Raw genomic sequence first — 19,590 nt, 5'->3', positions numbered from 1 at the left:
AGGGCGGCGGCAGCGATGCCATCGGCGGCGACAAGCCCTAGACTGCGGCTCCATGAACGCGCGCGAGATTCTCGAGCAGTCGCCTTTGTTTGCCGGCTTCGATGCGGCGGCGCTCGATCGTCTGGCGGCGCAGGCGACGCTGGTCGACGTGACCAGCGGGCAGTTGCTGTTCGCGCGCGGAGCCCCGTCGGATCACATCTACATCGTCGCCACCGGGCGACTGCGTGCGACGCTGGCCGATGGCCGCACCACTGATGTCATCACCCGCCTGCAACCCACCGGCGAGATCGGCGCCGTGCTCGGCGAGGCGCACTCCGCCGACGTTTACGCGGTGCGTGACAGCGTGCTGGTGCGCCTGCCGAGCGAACCGGTGCTGCAGAGCTTCGAGCAGTTTCCGGAGGCCTTGCTGCGACTGACGCGCCTGATCGCCCGCCGTCTGCGGCAGAACGCCAGCCCGAAGTCGCAGGTCAAGGTGCACCGGCGCAACAGTCTGGCGGTGGTGCCGGCGACCCCGTCGGCACCGGCGCGGGAGGTTGCCGAAGGCCTGCACGCCTGCCTGTCGCAACTCGGCGATGCGCAACTGGTCGACATGAACCTGATCGAGCAGGCCTTCGATGCCGACGATCGCAAGGCGATGCGCGCCGACGCGATTGCCGCACGACGCCTGATCGAATATCTGAACGCGCTCGAAGCGCAGGACGTGCAGCCGATCTATCTCGCCGACGGCGGCCTGCAACGCTGGGCGCGACGCTGCATGGCGCAGGCTGATCGCATCCTGCTGGTGATCGACGCCCGCGACACCGAGCCGCACGGCGAAATGATCGAGGCGCTGCAAGCCAGCGGCGCGCGTGCGCCGGTCGATCTGATCATCGTGCGCGGAGAAGGCGTGGCGACGCCGGACGTGCTCGGCTGGCGCCTGCGCACCGGCGCCAGATCGCACTTCTACGTGCGCCCCAAGCATCCGGACGACTACGCCAGCGTCGCGCGTCAACTGACCGGGCGCGGCGTCGGCCTCGTGCTGGGCGGTGGCGGCGCACGGGGTTTCGCGCATATCGGTCTGCTGCACGCGCTGCGCGATCTGCGCATTCCGATCGACGTCGTCGGCGGTTCCAGCATGGGCGCGTTCTTCGGCGCGCTGCTGTCGTCCGGACACGGCATCGAGGACATCCGCCGCATCGCGCGCGACACTTTCGTCGAGCACAACTATCTGAACGACTACGTGCTGCCGTCGGTCGCGCTGATCCGCGGCCGCAAGTTCGTCCGTCACCTGCACGGGATCTTCGGCGATCAGACCATCGAGTCGCTGCGCCGACCGTATTTCTGCGTCAGCACCAATCTGACCAAGGGCTGCTCGGCGACGCACGATCGCGGCCCGCTGTCGCTGTGGATCGCCACCAGCATGGCGGTGCCGGGCGTTGCGCCGCCCATGGTCTACAACGGCGAGCTGTATGCCGACGGTGCCGTCGCCAACAGCCTGCCGACCGACGTCATGCAGGCGCTCGATCGCGGTCCGATCGTCGCCTCGAACGTCAGCAGCGAGGGCGGCATCGCCGCACCCGGCATTCCCGGCCCCGACCCCGAAGCGGTGTTCGGCCTGCGCGGCGACAACGCGCCGCGACTGCTGTCGATCCTGTTCCGCACCGCGACGCTGACCAGCGAAAGCGGTATCGCCGCCCGCGCCGCGCGTGCCGACTGCTATCTGCGCATGCCGGTCAGCCGCATCGGCCTGTTCGACTGGAAACGCATCGATGAAATCATCGACCGCGCGTATCAGTACTCGATCACCGAACTGGCATCGATGCGCGATCGCCTGGTGCTCTGAGTTTTCGCTGCCGGCGAGCGGCCGGAGATCGGCGGCAAAAAAATGCCCCGGCGATTTTCATCGCCGGGGCATTGCCTGCAGCGTTGCCGCCCTTTTACTCGCGCGTGACCTTGAATTCGACGCGACGGTTTTCGGCGCGGCCTTCCTTGGTCTTGTTGGTCGCGATCGGCTTGGTCTCGCCGTAACCGGTCGCCTCCAGACGCGAACTCGCGACACCCTGGCTGACCAGGTAGCTGCGGGCCGCTTCGGCGCGTGCCTTGGACAGCTTCATGTTGTACGCATCCGGGCCGGTCGCGTCGGTGTGGCCTTCGATGATCAGCCCCATCGTCGGCTGACCCTTGAGACCGGCGGCGATCTTGTCGAGCTCGGCCTTCGAGGTCGCCAGCAGACGCGACGAGTCGAACTCGAAGTTGATGTCGTGCAGGATGATCCTGGCTTCACGGATCGCGCAGCCACGGGCGTCGACCTTGAAACCGACCGGCGTGTTCGGGCAGGCGTCGACGTCGTCATAGACGCCGTCGCCGTCGCTGTCCTTCGGCGGCGGAGGCGGCGGCAGCGGGCACCCGCGCGAATCGACCTTGGTGCCGGGCGGCGTGCCGGGGCACTGGTCGAGCGAGTCGATCACGCCATCGCCATCGCTGTCCTTGGGCTGCGGCGGTGGCGGCGGTGCGGCCGGTTGCTCGGTCTTTCCGCCGAGCAGGAACTGCACGCCGGCGTTGAGCCGCGTGTCCTGCAGATAGCTGTGCGACGAGCTGTCGTTGTCGAACACCCAGTAATGCTTGGCGTCGACACGGATCGCCACCGTGCGCGCCTCGTTGAGGCTGATCAGGAAACCGCCGCCGGCGTTCGCGAAGCCGTAGACATGGCTGTTGGCCGCACGATCTTCGTACTGGCCGCCGCCACCGAGCAGCAGGAACGGCGAGAACGCCGACGAGCGCGTCATCGGATAGATGGCGAAGTCGAGGCCGCCGCCGTATTCGTAATCATGCTTGGAGCTGCCGTCGCGGCCCGCCTGCAGGCCGAACAGATTGATTTCCGGTGCCAGGTAATCGCTGGTCGGGAAGCCGAACAGCAAGGTGCCACCAAGCGCGTTCGCCGTGTGGCGGGCGTCGGCCTGCCAGCCATAGGTGCCCTGCAGGCCCATGTACGGCGTGTCGTCAGCCAGCGCGGCCTGCACCGTGCCGGCCATCAGCGCGACGGCGATCAGCTTGTATTTCATTCTCATTTTTTGCTTTCCTCGGGTCGGACAGTTGAAGAAAGCGACGCAATGCGCGAATCCGGGATGTCGACAACGTGGCGCACTGCATGCTCCCTTGCGTGACCCGCGCATCTTGCGGCGGGGCACTGAATCCAACCTTAATCTTTTCGTCATGCAAAAAGCGATGACCGGGCCGACAGCGGCCGAAGTTTCCTTGCCTGCCTGCGGGAATTCCCCGTATCCGCCCGGCGGCTGGCCGCCTAGCATGGCCGCGATTGCGCAAATGGAGCGGTCGTGCGAAACGGAAGTCGGGTTCTGCTGCTGGTACTGGCCATGCTGTTCGGCGTGAAAGCGCGCGCCGAGCCCCTGCGTTATCCGGATGCGCCGCGCAGCGAGCTTGTCGATGATTACTTCGGCACCAAGGTCGCCGATCCCTACCGCTGGCTGGAGGATGTCGACGCCCCGCAGACCCGTGCCTGGGTCGCGGCCGAGAACGCCTTGAGCCTGCCGTATCTTGCCGCCCTGCCGGAGCGCACCGGTCTGCACAAGCGGCTCGAGCAGCTGTGGAACTACGAACGCTTCGATCTGCCGCAAAAGCGCGCCGGCAAGTACTTCTTCGGTCGCAACGACGGCCTGCAGAACCAATCGGTGCTGTACGTGCAGGACAGCGCCGACGCCAGGCCGCGGCTGTTGCTCGATCCCAATCTGCTGTCGGACGATGGCACCGTTGCGCTGACCGACTACCAGCCGTCGCCCGATGGCAGCCTGCTGGCCTACGCGACGGCCGCGGCCGGTTCGGACTGGAACGTCCTGCGCGTGCGCCGCGTCGCCGATGGAGTCGACACCGGCGATGTGCTGACGCGCGTCAAGTTTTCAGGCATCGCCTGGACGCGCGACGGCAAGGGCTTCTTCTATTCGCGCTATCCGGCGGCGCCGCCCGGCGACGGCGACGCCACTTTCGACGCGCTGGCGAACCAGAAACTGTTCTATCACCGGCTCGGTGACGCACAGGCCGACGACCCGCTGATCGCCGAGATGCCGACCCAGCCGCGCTGGCTGTGGGCGGGCGAAGTCACCGACGACGGGCGTTATCTGGTGGTCTCGGTGTCACCGGACAGCGGCGAGCAGAACGCGGTCTGGATCAAGGATCTCGGCGGCGCCGAGACGCCGAAGCTGGATGCGCCGTTCATCAAGCTGATCGACAACTTCAACGCCGACTACCAGCTGCTCGGCAATCGCGGCAGCACGCTGTACTTCCGCACCAACCTCGACGCCGAACGCGGCCGCATCGTCGCGATCGATCCGGCGAAGCCGCAGCCGGCGAACTGGCGGACGGTGGTCGGTCAGCAGCCCGACACCCTGCAGTCGGCCCTGTTCGCCGGCGACGAGATCATCGCCCTGACGATGCACGACGCCACCTCGCGTCTGCAGCGCTACACGCCGGACGGCAAGCCCCTGGGCGAGATCGTGCTGCCGGGTACCGGCAGCATTCCGGACCTGAGCGTGGGAGGTGTGCAGCTGTCAGGGCACGCCGGCGATCCGGAACTGTTCTACGGCTATACCTCGTTCAACCAGCCCCTGACGCCGTACGTCTACACGCTCGACAAGTCGTCGGCGCGGCCGTTTCGAACGGTCACGCTGAGCTTCGATCCCGACGACTATGTTACCGAGGCGGTGTTCTGCCGTTCGAAGGACGGCACCCGGATTCCGCTGTTCATCAGCTATCGCAAGGGCACGAAGCGCAACGGCAGCAACCCGACGATGCTGCACGCGTACGGCGGTTTCAACATTGCCAAGATGCCGGAATTCTCGGTGCCGGCGCTGGCCTGGATGGAAGGCGGCGGTGTCTACGCACAGGCCAGCCTGCGTGGCGGCAGCGAGTACGGTCGGCTCTGGCACGAGGCCGGCACGCTGACGCGCAAGCAGAACGTATTCGACGATTTCACCGCGGCCGCGCAGTACCTGATCCGCGAACAATGGACTGCGCCGGCGCACCTGGCGATCCGCGGTCGTTCGAATGGCGGTCTGCTGATAGGCGCGGAGATCAACCAGCATCCGGAACTGTTCGCGGCGGCCTTGCCGGCCGTCGGCGTGATGGACATGCTGCGCTACCAGAAATTCACGATCGGCAGTTCCTGGGCCGGCGACTACGGCACGTCCGACAGCGCTTCAGGCTTCCGCACGCTGTATGCCTATTCGCCGTATCACAACATCCGGCCTGGGACCGCGTACCCGGCGGTGCTGGTGACGACCGCCGATCACGACGATCGCGTCGTGCCCGGCCACTCGTTCAAGTACGCCGCGGCGCTGCAGGCGGCGACATCGAGTGACGGCGTCGCGACCGGCAAGCCGGTCCTGATCCGCATCGACGCCAATGCCGGCCATGGTGGCGGCAAGCCGATCGGCAAGCTGATCGACGAGGAGGCGGACAAGCTCGCGTTCGCCCTGCATTTCACCAGGTGAGGCAGCCGGACGGGAGGCCGCGAAGACCCGCGGCGCGCTGTCCTGCGGCGATGTGTCGCCGGCGATCGCGCCGCGGCGGCTAGCGAGTGCCGGCTCCTCGCTTGCCTTGATCCATACGCAAGCGTATGGATAGACTGGTCGCCTCATTTCCGGGCCGTGGTCTCTCATGCCAGCGAGTGCTGTCGAGGCAAAACAGAATCTCACCGCCGAGGCGTGGGCCGAGGCGGCGCTGGATGCGATCGCCAACGGCGGCCTCGATGCGGTTGCGGTCGAACCGCTCGCGCGCAGCCTCGGCGTCACCAAGGGCAGTTTCTACTGGCACTTCGCCAATCGCGACGCGCTGCTGCGCGCGGCGCTGGCGCGCTGGGAGCAGGCGGAGACCGATGACATCGTGGCGCGCATCGGGCCCGAGCCCGATCCGTATGCGCGCATCGTCAAGCTGTTCAAGGCCGCCAATGCCAGCTACCGGGCCGGCCGCCTGTATCTGGCGATCGCCGCGGCCGAGGACAAGCCGGTGGTGCAAGCCTTCGTGCGGCGCGTATCGGAGCGACGCATGAACTATCTCTATGACTGCTATTGCGCGCTCGGCTTCGCGCCGGCGCTGGCGCGGCACTGGGCGCGTTTCGCCTACGCGACCTTCATGGGCAATCTGCAGATCGGTCGCGACACGCCGGATCTGATGCCGACCGACGCCGAGTTCAGCGAGTACGTGAAGCTGATGATCAAGACCCTGATCCCGCGTTCCGCCAGCGCGGTTGCGGGGCAGGATCATCCGTCGTTCAGTGCCGATCCGGTATCCAGTGGCGCCACGGGAGACTGAAGATGAGCCTGTTCATCGTGTTGCTCGCACTGCTGACCGCCTGGGTGCTGGCGTTCGTCGGCGTTCCCTTGCTGGTCTGGACGCTCGGTGCCGCCGCGCTGACTGTGGCCTTGTGGCTGGCCGGGGCGATGTCGCTGACGGCTTTTGCGATCGCCGCAGTGCTGATTGCCGGCGTCGGTCTGCTGCTCAATGTGCTGCCCCTGCGGCGCGCAGTGCTGACGCGCTTCGCGTTCGCAGTGTTCAAGAAGGTGCTGCCGGAGATGTCGTCGACGGAGCGGGAAGTGCTCGAATCCGGCGATGTCTGGTGGGAGGCGGAAATGTTCCGCGGCCGCCCGGACTGGGAAAAGCTGCTGAGCTTCAAGTACACGAAGCTGACCAAAGAAGAACAGTCCTTCCTCGACAACGAATGCGAGGCGCTGTGCAAGCTTTGCGACGACTGGAAGATCGAATACGAAGACAAGGATCTGCCGAAGGCAGCCTGGGATTACATTCGCGAGAAGAAATTCTTCTCGATGCTGATCAAGAAGGAATACGGCGGGCTGGGCTTTTCCGCGAACGCGCAGTCGGCGGTCGTCACCAAGCTCGCGACCAAGTCGATCACGCTGGCCGTGACGGTGATGGTGCCGAACTCGCTGGGGCCCGGCGAGCTGCTGATGCACTACGGCACCGACGAGCAGAAGAAGAAATGGCTGCCGGGGCTGGTCGACGGCAGCGAGATTCCGTGCTTCGGCCTGACCGGTCCGGAAGTCGGTTCGGACGCCACGGCGATGCCGGACGTCGGCTACGTCTGCCACGGTGAAGTCGACGGCAAGCCGACCCTGGGTCTGAAGCTGACGTTCTCGAAGCGCTACATCACGCTGGCGCCGGTGGCGACGGTCGTCGGCCTCGCGTTCAAGCTGCGCGATCCGGATGGCCTGTTGGGCGACCGGAACAAGGTCGACTACGGCATCACCTGCGCGCTGGTGCCGGCCGCGCATCCGGGCGTACACATCGGCCGCCGCCACTATCCGGGTGCGGCGTTCATGAACGGCACCATCGTCGGCCGCGACGTGTTCGTGCCGATCGACGCGATCATCGGCGGCCCGGCAATGGCCGGCAAAGGCTGGCGCATGCTGTCGGAATGCCTGTCTTCCGGTCGCGGCATTTCGCTGCCGGCGCTGTCGACTGCCGCCGGCCAGCTCGGCTATCGCATGACCGGCGTCTACGCGCGCTTTCGCCGCCAGTTCAAGGTGTCGGTCGGCAAGTTCGAAGGCGTGCAGGAAGCGACCGGGCGCATCGCCGGACATGCCTACACGCTGGAAGCGCTGCGCGTGCTGACCGCGTCGGCTGTCGATCACTGCGCGCCGAGCGTGACGACCGCGATCGCCAAGTACCACATGACCGAACTGATGCGGAAGATCATCACCGACGGCATGGACGTGCTCGGCGGCAAGGGCATCCAGCAGGGGCCGCGCAATTTCATGGCGACCGGCTACAAGGCGACGCCGGTCGCGATCACGGTCGAAGGCGCGAACATCCTGACGCGCAATCTGATGATCTACGGCCAGGGCGCGATCCGCTGCCACAAGTACGTGTTCCCGGAAATGGAAGCGGCGCGCGAAAACGATCTCGTCAAGTTCGACAAGCTGGTCATCGGTCATGTCGGCTTCGCGATCAATCGCGCGGTGCGTTCGTTCACGCTGGCGATCAGCGGCTCGATGCTGGCGCGTTCTCCGGTCGACGGCGAACTCGCACCGTATTTCCGCAAGCTGGAACGGATGTCGTCGGCGCTCGCGTTCACCTCCGACCTGACGATGGGCGCGGTCGGCGGCAAGCTGAAATTCATGGAGCGCCTGTCGGCCCGGCTCGGCGATGTGCTCTCGCAGCTCTACATCGCCTCGGCCGTGCTCAAGTTCTATCTCGAAGGCAGCAAGAGCGATGCCGAACGCGCGCACGCGCGCTGGGCGCTCGACACCTGCCTGTACGAGATCGGCCATGCCTTCGACGGCTTCATCCGCAACTTCCCGGTCGCCTGGGGTCGCGTCCTGCTGCGGCTGGTGATCATGCCGCTCGGCAATTCCTTCCATCCGGTCAGCGACCGCCGCAATGCGCGTGTCGCCGATCTGCTGCTCGAGCACAGCGACGTGCGCGAGCGCCTGTCGTGGCTGATCTTCAAGAACGGTGGCGAGCACGATCCGATCGGCCGCATGGAGAAGGCCTGGAAGATCGGCCTGAAGACCGAGGCGGCCTACGTGAAGTACTACAAGCTCGCGAATCATGGCGAGATCAGCGGCGACACGGTGGCCGAGCGTCTCGATGATGCAGTCCGCCGCAATCTGCTGACGCGCGACGAAGCCGAGCAGGCGCGCGCCTACGACGACGCGCGCTACGACGTGATCCTCACCGACGATTTCAGCAAGGAATATCTCGCCGGCGACTTCGCCGCCGAAGCCGCGGCGGCGATCGAGGCATCGGGCGAGCTGTCGCGCGTGGCCTAGAAGACCCCGAGCAAGCTGCTGCGCTCGGCATTCTGCGCGCGAGCGGTGCTCGATGCTCGCGTACTGATGTACGCTGCGCCTGCTGCGCGCCGTCCTCGCGCAACCTGCCTTCGCTCGCTACCCTTGCCCGGGATTTTCTTCCGATCTTGTGGTGTCGGGGGCAGTCATTCTGCGAATGCAAAAGGGGGCTTCAATGAGCGCCGCAATCCTGATCGGCAAGGGCGATGACACGCCGCAGCTTCTGCGTGGCGAATACGCGAACCGGCATGGCCTGATCGCCGGCGCCACCGGCACCGGCAAGACCGTCACGCTGCAGGTGCTCGCCGAAGGCTTTTCGCAAATGGGCGTGCCGGTGTTCGCGGCCGACATCAAGGGCGATCTGTCCGGGATTGCGGCGGCGGGTGAAGCCAAGCCCAGGCTGCTCGAACGCGCGACCGCGGTTGGTGTCGAGGCCTGGGCGCCGGCCGCCTGTCCGACGATGTTCTGGGACGTGTTCGGAACCGGCGGCCATCCGGTGCGCGCGACGATTTCCGATCTCGGCCCGCTGCTGCTGTCGCGTCTGCTCGACCTGTCCGACGTGCAGGAGGCGGTGCTGTCGCTGGTCTACAAATACGCCGACGATCAGGGACTGCTGCTGCTCGATCTCAAGGATCTGCGCGCCGTGCTGACTTACGTCGGCAGCAACGCCAAGTCGCTGGGCAGCGACTACGGCCTGGTCAGCAGCGGCTCGGTCGGTGCGATCCAGCGCGCCCTGCTGCAGCTTGAAGCCGATGGTGCCGAACATTTCTTCGGCGAGCCGGCGCTCGATCTCAACGACTTCATGCGCGTCGATCTCGGCGGGCGCGGCATCGTCAATGTGCTCGCGGCCGACGTGCTCTATCAGAAGCCGCGTTTGTACGCGACGTTCCTGCTGTGGCTGCTGTCGGAATTGTTCGAGCACTTGCCGGAGGCTGGTGATGCCGACAAGCCCAAGCTCGTGTTCTTCTTCGACGAGGCGCATCTGCTGTTCAAGGACGCGCCGAAGGCCCTGGTCGAGAAGGTCGAGCAGGTCGTGCGCCTGATTCGCAGCAAGGGCGTCGGCGTCTACTTCGTCACGCAGAATCCGCTGGATCTGCCGGACAGCGTGCTCGGCCAGCTCGGCAATCGCGTGCAGCACGCCCTGCGCGCGTTTACGCCGCGCGATCAGAAAGCCGTGAAAGCGGCCGCGCAGACGTTCCGCGCCAACCCCAGGCTCGATGTCGCCGAGGTCATCCAGACGCTCGGCGTCGGCGAAGCGCTGGTGTCGACGCTGGGTGACAACGCCGTGCCCGGCATCGTCGAGAAGACGATGATCGCGCCGCCGCGTTCGCGCATCGGGCCGCTGAGCAGCGAGGAGCGCAAGACCATCATGGCGCGCAGTCCGGTTGCGGGCCGCTACGACACCGCGGTCGATCGCGAGTCGGCCTACGAAAAGCTGAAAGTACGCACGGTCGACACCGCCGCGCCGGCGCCGGCGCCGGCGCCTGGCCCAGCTGCCGACGGCGATACCGGCTGGTGGGATCGCGGCAGCGCGCCGCCGGCGAATGCGCCGGCCGCACCGCGTGCGCAGCATCCGGCGGCGCGACGCAGCGACACCGTCGTCGAGTCGGCGATCAAGAGCGTGACGCGCAGTGCCGCGTCGTCGATCGGCCGTGAAGTCGGCCGCCAGCTGCTGCGCGGCATTCTCGGCTCGCTCAGCAAGCGCTGAGCGGCGCTGGTGCGCGGTGCGTCAGCCGTGCACGCGATAGTCGCCGCCGACCGGATAGACATAGACCTCGCGTGCGCCGTCGTCGCGCTGGATCGTCTGCAACTGCGCGCCTTCGGCGCCGATCGGCCCGGCCACGGCCGCCGGCACGTACAGGACGGTGGCGTGATCACGGTCGCCGACGCTGACCGCAGTCGGCGTCGTCGCCTGCAGCTCGAAGCTCGCGTTATCGGGGTCATACTGCAGGCTTTGCAGTGTGCCGGCGGTGTACAGCGGATAGACGCGTGAGCTGAACTTGCGCCGGCTGGCAAACGGCACCAGATCGTCCGGCGCCGGGCCCTGCAGATCGCAGTAGCAGAACGTGCTGTCCCTGGCTTGCAGAACCTTCCAGTTCCACAGCGCGCTGCCGATCGCGTACTGGTCATTCTGCGTGTAGTGGTCGCGCAGCAGGCTGTCGTCGTCGGCGACGTTGTTGCCGAATTCGCCGACCCACAACGGCAGACCCAGCGCCCTGGCGTCACCGACCGCGTTGGCATAGCTCGCGGGAATCGTGAACAGCGGATTCAGCACCGTGCCGAGTCCGGGCAAGGTCGAACCGAGGATGGCGTTGAGCGTGAACACGTTGGTATAGACGTGCGGCGCGTAAACCACGTTCGGGTAGCGGCTGTACAGCGACCACGGCGTGAACGCGCTGCGCTGGTCGGTGACGTTGCGCAGGGCATCGGGTTCGATGAAGAACAGTTGGCTGAAGCCGCTGATCTGCGTGGTGACGTTGTCGATGACCTTGGCGTAGAAAGGAAAGCTCGACGTCAGATCGACGAGTTCCGGCACCACTTCCAGACCCGGCAGCGGTTCGTTGAACAGCTCGTAGCCGGCGACCGCCGGCTCGTCGTGAAAGCGCTGCGCAAGCGCCAGCACCACGGCGGCGAAGTGATCCTGCAGGCCGACGCCGTCCGGGCCGGGCAGGTTGAGCCAGAAGCGCGTGAAATCTTCCTCGACGGCCAGATCGAGTTCGCGCGTGTCGGCGATCGTGCAGGCTGGCGTCAGGTAGTGGCTCGCCCATTGCGGTGCGCCGTCGGCCTCGTGGGCGCCGGTGACCGCACCGAGCGGCGGCGGGCAGAACGCGCCCGGCGCCGTGAACACAAACTTGCTCCAGGCGTCCTGATGCAGATCGATGACCGTGTAGATGCCGGCGCGCTTGAACCAGGCGACGACCTGCGCGATGCGTTCGATGTAGGTCGGGTCGATCGAGCCGGGCTGCGGCTCCAGCAGCGACCACGAGACCGGCAGGCGCACCACGTTGTAGCCGTAGGAGCGCAGCTGTGCCGCGTCCGGTTCGCAGATCGCGAGCTGCGTGAAACCGGGCCCGGGCTGCGGGCACTTGCCGTCGGCGTAGGCGGCCGGATCGACCGGATACTGCGGCACCAGCGGCGTATCGCTGTCGACGTAATCGTCGCGAATGCCGACGACATTGATGCCGCGCAGCAGCACGCTGCGGCCGCGTGCGTCGACGATCTGCGGCAGGTTTGCCGGGCCGCCGGCCGCGCCGACATGCAGGAAGCTCAGCGTCGTGGCCGGCGACGCCGCGGCGTCGCCGCTGCCGGTGTCCTTGCCACCGTTGCCACTGCCGCAGGCGGCCAGCAGGCCGGCGCCAAGCATCGCGACCAGCCGTAGACGGCGCAGGGCGCCGATCGCGCGATCGCTCGACCATTCACCTGACGACATCGGTCTTCTCCCCGGCCTGATATTGATTGTCGACACGGACACTAGGCACTCGCCGGGCGACGCGCTTGACCGCCGGCGCCAGCGTGCCGACTTGCTGCGCGTCACCGGTGATGCGTCTAGGATGTCGCGCAGCAGTTCACAAGGAGGAGACGCCAATGCCGAGCACGATCCTGCGGCGGGCAGCGTGTCTGCTGGTGGTGCTGGCGGTGCTGGCGGCCCTGCAAGCCTGCAGCAGCGGCGACTCGAAAACCGGTGCTGCGGTGCTCAATCCGAGCACGCTGAGTTCGACGATCCCGGTCACGCGTGCGGCATGCACGCCGTTCGGCGCCGCGCCCAGCGTCGTGCAGGCAGCGCTGGATGGTGCCCTGAATCCAAGCTGCGAACCCGGCGGCGAAAAGCTCGAACGCTGGGCCGACAGCGACGGCACGATGCGCGATGCCTGCCTGTTCGAGCCGGCCGCCGCGTCGACCGCGCACCCGCTGCCGCTGCTGATCTACCTGCACCCGTCGCTGGTCGGTACCGACCTGTCGCTCGATGTCACCAATATCAGGAGTCAGCTGGAAACCGCCGATCTCAGCGGCGATCCGGACAGGCCCGGCTTCATCATGCTCGCGCCGTACGGCCGTGTCGGCACGCGCTACTACCCCTTGCCGGATCAGGATTATTCACCGGGCTGGGACAACTGGTATCGGCAGATGCTGCCGGACGGACAGGAGCGTCGCGTCAACGGCACGACCTACGCCGCCAACGTCGATGCCGCCGCCATCGATCATTACCTGCAGCTGGTGCTCGCGCAGGGCAAGGTCGATCGCAGGCGCATCTACATCATGGGCTGGTCGAACGGTTCGGCGATGGCGACGCTGTATGCGCTGAACCGGCCGCAGATCGCGGCGGCGGCGGTCTATTCGTCGCCGGACCCGTTCGGCGCCTTCAACGATCCCTGCGTGCAGCAGCCGGTGGTCGGCAAGCCGAAGGACGACACCGAACTGCAGCTGCTGAATCCGCAGCTGCCGATCTATCACATGCACAATGCCTGCGACATCGCCGGGCTGTGCCCGAACAGCCTGCAACTGCGCGACTCGCTGGCCAGCGCCGGCGCGACCCTGATCGACGATCACATCATCGATGCGAGCCTCAAGGATGTCGCGCAGTGCAATGCCCTGTGCGGCACCGACCCGCTGGCGAACTACGCCGGCCTCGACGCGCCGGGCGGCTACGCAGCCAACCTTCCCGGCTACGCGATCGGTACCGTCAATCACCTGCGCTGGCCGTCGTCGCGAACCGTCGACCTGTTCGATTTCCTGCGCGATCACCCGAAGCCCTAGGGGACGATGCCGCGGGCGGCAAGACCGGCGCGCGACAATCGCGACGCCGGGGCCGCCCGGTCGCCGCAGCGGCGCGGGTATACTGCGCGGCCCTTTGCCGGTCCTCGTCCATGCCTGACAGCCTTGCTCCGACGCGTCTGCGCCCGGCATTGCGTGCCGCGGGCCTGCGCGGCCGACAATCGCGATGAGCGCACATCCGCTTGCCGTCGCGCTGGAGCGCGGCCTGCGTTCGATCAAGCTCGAATTGCCGGCCGAGGCGCAGGCGCAGCTGCTGCGCTATCTCGACGAGATGTCGCGCTGGAACAGCGCCTACAACCTGACCGCGATTCGCGCGCCGGGGGACATGGTGATCCGCCATCTGCTGGATTCGCTGGTACTGCTGCCCGTGCTGCAGGCACTTGCCGGCTTTCCGCAGTTGCGTCTGCTCGATGTCGGCGCCGGTGCCGGGCTGCCGGGCATCCCGCTGGCGATCGCTGCGCCGCAACTGGCGGTGACGGTGCTCGACAGCAACGGCAAGAAGGCGCGCTTCATGCGGCACGTGCAGCGCACCCTGGCGCTGGCCAATGTCGAGGTCGCCGAAGCGCGGGTCGAGGCGCATGCGCCGGCCGCGCCGTACGAGCTGATCGTCAGCCGAGCGTTCGCCTCGCTGGCCGATTTCTTCACCGCGAGCCGGTCCCTGCTCGCCGCCGGTGGTGTTTGGGTGGCGATGAAAGGCAAACTAGACGCCGCCGAGCTGGCGGCCGTCCCGGCCGCCGTCGACATCCGGGAGACGCGCCGGCTGCGGGTGCCGGGGCTCGATGAAGAGCGCCACGCGGTCGTCGCACACTTGAAGCCATGAGCCACATCATCGCGGTTGCCAATCAGAAGGGCGGCGTCGGCAAGACGACGACCTCGATCAACCTTGCCGCTTCGCTGGCGACGACCAGGCGCCGCGTGCTGCTGGTCGATCTCGACGCGCAGGGCAATGCGACGATGGGTGTCGGCGTCGACAAGAGCAAGCTCGCGCACAGCACGCGCGACGTGCTGCTCGAACAGTGCAGGATCCGCGATGCCGTGCTGTTCCTGTCCGAACTCAATCTCTCGATCCTGCCGGCCAACAGCGACATGACCGAGGCCGAGATCAAGCTGCGCGATGTCGCCGCCGGCGATTTCGCGCTGAAATCGGCGCTTGCCGAAGTCGCCGACCAGTACGACTACGTGATCCTCGACTGTCCGCCGGCGCTGTCGAAGCTGACGGTCAACGCGCTGGTCGCCGCCGACGGCGTGCTGATCCCGATGCAGTGCGAGTACTACGCGCTCGAAGGCCTGTCGGCGCTGATCGATACCGTGCAGAAGATCAAGCGCGTGATCAATCCCAAGCTGGAGATCGAAGGCCTGCTGCGGACCATGTTCGATCCGCGCAACAACCTGTCGAACGATGTTTCCGGCCAGCTCACCCAGCATTTCGGCGACAAGGTCTATCGCACGCTGGTGCCGCGCAATGTGCGGCTGGCCGAGGCGCCGAGCCACGGTCTGCCGGTGATGAGCTATGACCCGGCCTCGTCCGGTGCCAAGGCCTATCTGGCGCTGGCCGGTGAGGTCCTGCGCCGCCACGACGGCGGCCAGCTGCGCCTGCCGGCCTGATGCCGGCGCCGCGTCGATGAACATCCTGCTGCCGCTGCCGCGGCGCGACTACGATCCCAGCGAAGTGGCCGTCAGCTGGCGCGCGCTGCGCGCGGCCGGACACGCGGTCCGTTTCGCGACCCCGGACGGCGCGCCGGCCAGCGCCGATCCGCTGATGCTCAGCGGCGAGGGGCTGGATGCCTGGGGCTTCGTGCCGGGCCTGCGCAAGCTGCGCCTGATCGGCCTGGCGCTGCGCGCGAACGGCGACGCCCGCGCCGCGCACGATGCGCTGCTGCAGGACGCCGCCTTCCGCGCGCCGTTGCGCTACGAGTCCGTCGATCCGGCCGCGTTCGACGCGCTGTTGTTGCCCGGCGGTCATGCCAAGGGCATGCGCGACTATCTGGAAAGCGAGTTGCTGCAAGCACACATCGCCGGATTTTTCGATGCCGGCAAGCCGGTCGCGGCGATCTGCCACGGTGTCGTGCTCGCGGCGCGCAGCGTGTCGCGGCGCAACGGGCGTTCGGTGCTGCATGGCCGCAAGACCACGGCTCTGACCTGGAAGCTCGAAAAAAGCGCCTGGGACCTGACGCGTTACTGGGCGCGGTTCTGGGACAGCGGCTACTACCGCACCTATGCCGAGCAGCCGGGCGAGTCGTCCGGTTATCGCGGCGTGCAGCAGGAGGTCACGCGCGCGCTGGCCTGCCCTGCCGATTTTCTCGATGTGCCGGCCGACGACGCCGAGCACTGGCGCAAGGCCAGCGGCCTGTTTCGCGACAGCGAGCAGGATGCGCGGCCCGCCTTCGTCGTGCGCGACGGCCACTATGTGTCGGCGCGCTGGCCCGGTGACGTGCACGCCTTCGCGCGGGCTTTCGTGCAAGTATTGGGCGAATTGCAGCCTTGAAATCCGCCGCGGCCGCCAGGTCCGTGGCTTTCGGAGAACCGGCAGTGAGTGTGAAAAAAAGAGGCCTCGGTCGCGGACTCGATGTCCTGCTGAGCAGCGTCGCCAACACCGTCGACGAAGAGGCGGGTGACCAGCTGCGCGATATCGCCGTCGATCAGCTGCAGGCCGGCCGCCACCAGCCACGCCGCCAGTTCGACGGCGCTGCCCTGGACTCGCTCGCCGAATCGATACGTGCGCAGGGTGTGGTGCAGCCGATCGTCGTCCGCGCGGTCGGCGCCGACCGCTACGAGATCGTCGCCGGCGAACGGCGCTGGCGTGCCGCCAGGCAGGCCGGCCTGAAAAGCGTGCCGGCGGTCGTCAAGACCCTGGACGAGCAGGGTGCGATGGCGGTGGCGCTCGTCGAAAACATCCAGCGCGCCGACCTCAACCCGCTGGAAGAAGCCGAGGCCCTGCACAAGCTGATCCGCGACTGCGGGCTGACGCATGAAGCGACCGCAGCCGCGGTCGGCCGATCGCGCACGCATGTCACCAACCTGCTGCGTCTGATCGAACTCAATGATGATGTGCAGCAGCTGGTGCGCAACGGGCATCTCAGTTTCGGCCACGCCAAGGTCCTGCTCGGCGCCGAAGGGGCCCGTCAATCGTCGCTCGCCAAGCTCGCGGTCGAGCGCCAGCTGTCGGTGCGCCAGACCGAGGCGCTGGTGCATGCCGAAACGCACGACAAGCCGCGACCGGCCAGGCCGCGCGCGCCGGCGCTGGAGCAGGAGCTGACGCAGAAGATCGGCCTGCCGGTGCGCCTGCAGCAGAACGACACCGGGCGTGGCCGGCTGACGGTCTCGTTCCGGAATGCCGCCGAGTTGAAGGCGCTGCTCGCGCGGCTCGGCTGAATCGGCGCGGTTGCCGGGGCGCCTCGCGCGACAGGACACGGAGCAGGACCATGACCTCGACTTACGGCACGGCACTGATCACCGGTGCGTCCTCCGGCATCGGCGCCGCGTTTGCGCAGGCGCTGGCCGCGCAGGGCAGCGAACTGCTGCTGGTCGCGCGTTCCGGCGACAAGCTCGAAGCACTCGCGGCGCAATTGCGCGCGCAGCACGGTCGCCGTGTCGACGTGGTGGTGGCCGATCTCGGTCTGCCGGGTGCGGCGGCGGCGCTGGCGGCGACCGCGGCGCAGCGCGGCCTGAGCATCGATCTGCTGGTCAACAACGCCGGCTTCGGCAGCGCCGCCGCGTTCGTCGACGAAGACCCGGCGCATGCGCAGCGCATGATCGCGCTCAATTGCGCGGCGCTGGTCGATCTCGCCCATGCCTTCGTGCCGGCAATGCTGGCGCGCGGGCATGGCGGTCTGATCAATGTCGCGTCGATGGCGGCGTTCCAGCCGGCGCCGTACATGTCGCTGTATGGCGCGACCAAGGCCTTCGTGCTGTCCTACAGCGAGGGGCTGTGGGCCGAGTGCCGGGCCCGCAATGTGCACGTACTGGCGCTGTGTCCGGGGCCGGTCGATACCGGCTTTTTCGCGGCCGCCGGCGACGCCGCGCTGCGCGATGCGATCCCGAGCACCATGATGATGCAGGCCGATGCCGTGGTGGCCGCGGCCCTGCGCGCACTGTCGCGCGGCGACAGCGTGGTGGTGCCCGGCGCGCTCAACAAGCTGGCCGCGCAGTTCCCGCGCCTGCTGCCTCGCAGCTGGGTTGCGCGGATGGCGGCGCGCGTCATGCTCGAGCCGCAGCGGCGGCGAAAATGACAGCGGCGTTGATCAGTGTCGCTGGCCAATTCGGCGCAGCAATCGAGATTGACCTGCCCCAAAGCTGACCTTACAATCGCGGCCCGTTTGAGGAACCCGCCGATGCGAAGAAGTCGTCGCGACGTGCGTGGACAGGGCAAACATTGAGCGGTCCGGTTCAGGCGCGAGCGGTATGTCTCGCGCAGCTTGGGATCGCTGCGCTGACAGCCGTAGCTTGCGGGGGCTACTACGGTATGCCATACGCGATCGCCTCGCTTTGGGGCGGGCTGACAGCGGTAGTGCCCACGATGTACTTCGCCTGGCGCGCCTTGGCGCGCCACCCGCAGGAAACGCCGGCCGATGTTGTGGGCGCGGTGTTCCGGGGGGAGATCGGCAAGATCGCCCTGACCGCGGTGCTGTTCTGGTTTGGGGTAATGCTGTTTGCCGGGCAATTTCTCGCCCTGCTGGTGACCTTCGCAGCCTGTCAACTGGCCTGGTGGCTGGTGTTGGCTCGGGTCGGATTCGACAAGCGTAACGACGGTAACTAGACGAAAGCCTATGGCAGCCGAAGAGGGTCACCACGATACCGGCAGCTACGTACTGCACCACCTGACCAATCTCAGGCTGGATCTGCAGTCGATGACGATTTTGACGGCCAACGATCCGCGCAATGCCGGGTTCTGGGTCCTCAATCTCGACAGCTGCATCTTCTCCGTGCTGCTGGGCCTGATCTTCGCGTTCGTGTTCTGGAAAGTCGCGCGCAAGGCCAATGCCGCGCATCCGACGCAGACCCAGAATGCGATCGAGATGGTCGTCGAATTCGTGCAGAACCAGGTTCACGAGATCTTCCCGCACGCCAACTCGCTGGTCGCGCCGCTCGCGCTGACGATCTTCGCGTGGGTGTTCCTGATGAATTTCATGGACATCGTGCCGGTGGACTGGCTGCCGCACGCGGCCGGCCTGGCGGGCGTGCCGTACCTGAAGGTCGTGCCCAGCACCGACGTCAACATCACCTTCGGCCTGTCGCTGTCGGTATTCGTGCTGATGTACATCTTCAACTTCAAGTTCAAGGGCGTGCTCGGCTTCGGCAAGGAAGTGCTCACGCACCCGTTCGGGCCCTGGCTGTTCCCGGTCAACCTCGTGCTGCGCATCGTCGAGGACGTCGCCAAGCCGGTGTCGCTGGCGCTGCGACTGTTCGGCAACCTGTTCGCCGGCGAGCTGATCTTCATCCTGATCGCGCTGATGCTCGGCCAGGCGTTCAACGGTATCGCCGGTGCGATCCTCGCCGGTGGCGGCGTGCTGCTGCAGATCGGCTGGGCCATCTTCCACATCCTGGTCATCACCCTGCAGGCTTTCGTGTTCATGGTGCTGACCGTCGTGTACCTCGGCGCGGCTGCCGAAGCGCACGCCGACCACTGATGCTGCAAACCCCTTTCATCCCAACACGCAGTTTTTGAAGAGAGTTACTGGAGACCCACATGGAAATCGCAAACCTGCTCGCCCAAGTCAACGGTTCTACCGTCCTCGCGGTCGGCCTGATCCTCGGCCTCGGCGGCGCCGGCACGGCCATCGGCTTCGGCCTGCTCGGCGGCAAGCTGCTGGAAGGCGTTGCCCGTCAGCCGGAAATGGCGGGCATGCTGACCGGCCGCATGTTCCTCGTCGCCGGTCTGCTCGACGCCGTGACGTTCGTCGGCATCGGTATCGGCATGTACTTCACGTTCGCGAATCCGTTCGCGGCAGCGGTCAAGGCGGCGGCTGGCGGCTAAGGCCGCGGTCCCGTCACTTTCCGCTCACCACCACCGGTTCCCCGC

The 19,590-nt window shown here is 66.9% G+C and carries 16 protein-coding genes; 14 read left to right on the top strand and 2 right to left on the bottom strand.

The features are described from left to right. The first annotated feature begins 52 nt into the window (after window positions 1-52). Entirely contained in the window at window positions 53-1,822 is a 1,770-nt protein-coding gene (locus G7Y85_RS12840; protein ID WP_166257565.1) for a patatin-like phospholipase family protein, read from the top strand. 94 nt (window positions 1,823-1,916) lie between these two features. Here the strand turns inward: G7Y85_RS12840 and G7Y85_RS12835 are convergent, their stop codons facing one another. Further along, entirely contained in the window at window positions 1,917-3,047 is a 1,131-nt protein-coding gene (locus G7Y85_RS12835) for an OmpA family protein (RefSeq protein ID WP_206675570.1), read from the bottom strand. Between the two features lie 267 nt (window positions 3,048-3,314). On the opposite strand from G7Y85_RS12835, the gene G7Y85_RS12830 reads away from it, so the two are divergent. The 4 genes from G7Y85_RS12830 (at window position 3,315) to G7Y85_RS12815 (ending at window position 10,506) form a co-directional block, all read left to right on the top strand. Beyond that, entirely contained in the window at window positions 3,315-5,483 is a 2,169-nt protein-coding gene (locus G7Y85_RS12830; protein ID WP_366514963.1) for a prolyl oligopeptidase family serine peptidase, read from the top strand. Window positions 5,484-5,649: 166 nt separating this feature from the next. Continuing rightward, entirely contained in the window at window positions 5,650-6,303 is a 654-nt protein-coding gene (locus G7Y85_RS12825; protein ID WP_166257562.1) for a TetR/AcrR family transcriptional regulator, read from the top strand. A 2-nt stretch (window positions 6,304-6,305) separates the two neighbouring features. Next, entirely contained in the window at window positions 6,306-8,780 is a 2,475-nt protein-coding gene (locus tag G7Y85_RS12820; RefSeq protein WP_166257559.1) for an acyl-CoA dehydrogenase, read from the top strand. Between the two features lie 193 nt (window positions 8,781-8,973). Next, window positions 8,974-10,506: a helicase HerA-like domain-containing protein gene (locus tag G7Y85_RS12815; protein WP_166257556.1), complete on the top strand. Its 1,533-nt coding sequence runs from the start codon at window positions 8,974-8,976 to the stop codon at window positions 10,504-10,506. 21 nt (window positions 10,507-10,527) lie between these two features. On the opposite strand, the gene G7Y85_RS12810 is transcribed toward G7Y85_RS12815, so the two are convergent. Continuing rightward, window positions 10,528-12,228: a cellulase family glycosylhydrolase gene (locus G7Y85_RS12810; protein WP_166257553.1), complete on the bottom strand. Its 1,701-nt coding sequence runs from the start codon at window positions 12,226-12,228 to the stop codon at window positions 10,528-10,530. A 155-nt stretch (window positions 12,229-12,383) separates the two neighbouring features. On the opposite strand from G7Y85_RS12810, the gene G7Y85_RS12805 reads away from it, so the two are divergent. The 9 genes from G7Y85_RS12805 to atpE all read left to right on the top strand — a co-directional run bounded on the left by G7Y85_RS12805 (window position 12,384) and on the right by atpE (window position 19,545). Next, window positions 12,384-13,553: an alpha/beta hydrolase family protein gene (locus G7Y85_RS12805; protein WP_166257550.1), complete on the top strand. Its 1,170-nt coding sequence runs from the start codon at window positions 12,384-12,386 to the stop codon at window positions 13,551-13,553. Between the two features lie 184 nt (window positions 13,554-13,737). Further along, window positions 13,738-14,391, top strand: a complete 654-nt coding sequence (gene rsmG, locus G7Y85_RS12800) for a 16S rRNA (guanine(527)-N(7))-methyltransferase RsmG (protein WP_166257547.1) — start codon at window positions 13,738-13,740, stop codon at window positions 14,389-14,391. Continuing rightward, window positions 14,388-15,176, top strand: a complete 789-nt coding sequence (locus tag G7Y85_RS12795) for a ParA family protein (RefSeq protein WP_166257544.1) — start codon at window positions 14,388-14,390, stop codon at window positions 15,174-15,176. Before rsmG ends, G7Y85_RS12795 begins: the two co-directional genes overlap by 4 nt. A gap of 16 nt (window positions 15,177-15,192) precedes the next feature. After that, window positions 15,193-16,056, top strand: a complete 864-nt coding sequence (locus G7Y85_RS12790; protein ID WP_166257541.1) for a type 1 glutamine amidotransferase domain-containing protein — start codon at window positions 15,193-15,195, stop codon at window positions 16,054-16,056. 44 nt (window positions 16,057-16,100) lie between these two features. Continuing rightward, the gene (locus tag G7Y85_RS12785; protein WP_166257538.1) at window positions 16,101-16,943 is read left to right on the top strand and encodes a ParB/RepB/Spo0J family partition protein; all 843 of its coding nucleotides are present in this window, start codon (window positions 16,101-16,103) and stop codon (window positions 16,941-16,943) included. Between the two features lie 50 nt (window positions 16,944-16,993). After that, window positions 16,994-17,800, top strand: a complete 807-nt coding sequence (locus G7Y85_RS12780; protein ID WP_166257535.1) for an SDR family NAD(P)-dependent oxidoreductase — start codon at window positions 16,994-16,996, stop codon at window positions 17,798-17,800. A 143-nt stretch (window positions 17,801-17,943) separates the two neighbouring features. Continuing rightward, entirely contained in the window at window positions 17,944-18,327 is a 384-nt protein-coding gene (locus G7Y85_RS12775) for an ATP synthase subunit I (RefSeq protein ID WP_166257532.1), read from the top strand. Between the two features lie 10 nt (window positions 18,328-18,337). Continuing rightward, window positions 18,338-19,198 carry a F0F1 ATP synthase subunit A gene (gene atpB / locus G7Y85_RS12770; RefSeq protein ID WP_166257529.1) on the top strand — a complete coding sequence of 287 codons (861 nt, stop codon included), beginning with the start codon at window positions 18,338-18,340 and terminating at the stop codon, window positions 19,196-19,198. A gap of 59 nt (window positions 19,199-19,257) precedes the next feature. Beyond that, the gene (atpE, locus tag G7Y85_RS12765) at window positions 19,258-19,545 is read left to right on the top strand and encodes a F0F1 ATP synthase subunit C (RefSeq protein WP_166257526.1); all 288 of its coding nucleotides are present in this window, start codon (window positions 19,258-19,260) and stop codon (window positions 19,543-19,545) included. Window positions 19,546-19,590 lie beyond the last annotated feature (45 nt).

The sequence above is a fragment of the Solimonas terrae genome (genome assembly GCF_011067135.1).
Classification (GTDB): Bacteria; Pseudomonadota; Gammaproteobacteria; order Nevskiales; family Nevskiaceae; genus Solimonas; species Solimonas terrae.
Note: the sequence above shows the minus strand (reverse complement) of the source record. Positions and strands in the feature narration are given on the sequence as shown.

Excerpts from the sequence above, each read along its gene's own strand:
- G7Y85_RS12840 (WP_166257565.1), top strand. The coding sequence starts at position 53 with ATGAACGCGCGCGAGATTCTCGAGCAGTCGCCTTTGTTTGCCGGCTTC.
- G7Y85_RS12835 (WP_206675570.1), bottom strand. The coding sequence starts at position 3,047 with ATGAGAATGAAATACAAGCTGATCGCCGTCGCGCTGATGGCCGGCACG.
- G7Y85_RS12825 (WP_166257562.1), top strand. The coding sequence starts at position 5,650 with ATGCCAGCGAGTGCTGTCGAGGCAAAACAGAATCTCACCGCCGAGGCG.
- G7Y85_RS12820 (WP_166257559.1), top strand. The coding sequence starts at position 6,306 with ATGAGCCTGTTCATCGTGTTGCTCGCACTGCTGACCGCCTGGGTGCTG.
- G7Y85_RS12815 (WP_166257556.1), top strand. The coding sequence starts at position 8,974 with ATGAGCGCCGCAATCCTGATCGGCAAGGGCGATGACACGCCGCAGCTT.
- G7Y85_RS12810 (WP_166257553.1), bottom strand. The coding sequence starts at position 12,228 with ATGTCGTCAGGTGAATGGTCGAGCGATCGCGCGATCGGCGCCCTGCGC.
- G7Y85_RS12805 (WP_166257550.1), top strand. The coding sequence starts at position 12,384 with ATGCCGAGCACGATCCTGCGGCGGGCAGCGTGTCTGCTGGTGGTGCTG.
- rsmG (WP_166257547.1), top strand. The coding sequence starts at position 13,738 with ATGAGCGCACATCCGCTTGCCGTCGCGCTGGAGCGCGGCCTGCGTTCG.
- G7Y85_RS12795 (WP_166257544.1), top strand. The coding sequence starts at position 14,388 with ATGAGCCACATCATCGCGGTTGCCAATCAGAAGGGCGGCGTCGGCAAG.
- G7Y85_RS12790 (WP_166257541.1), top strand. The coding sequence starts at position 15,193 with ATGAACATCCTGCTGCCGCTGCCGCGGCGCGACTACGATCCCAGCGAA.
- G7Y85_RS12780 (WP_166257535.1), top strand. The coding sequence starts at position 16,994 with ATGACCTCGACTTACGGCACGGCACTGATCACCGGTGCGTCCTCCGGC.
- atpB (WP_166257529.1), top strand. The coding sequence starts at position 18,338 with ATGGCAGCCGAAGAGGGTCACCACGATACCGGCAGCTACGTACTGCAC.
- atpE (WP_166257526.1), top strand. The coding sequence starts at position 19,258 with ATGGAAATCGCAAACCTGCTCGCCCAAGTCAACGGTTCTACCGTCCTC.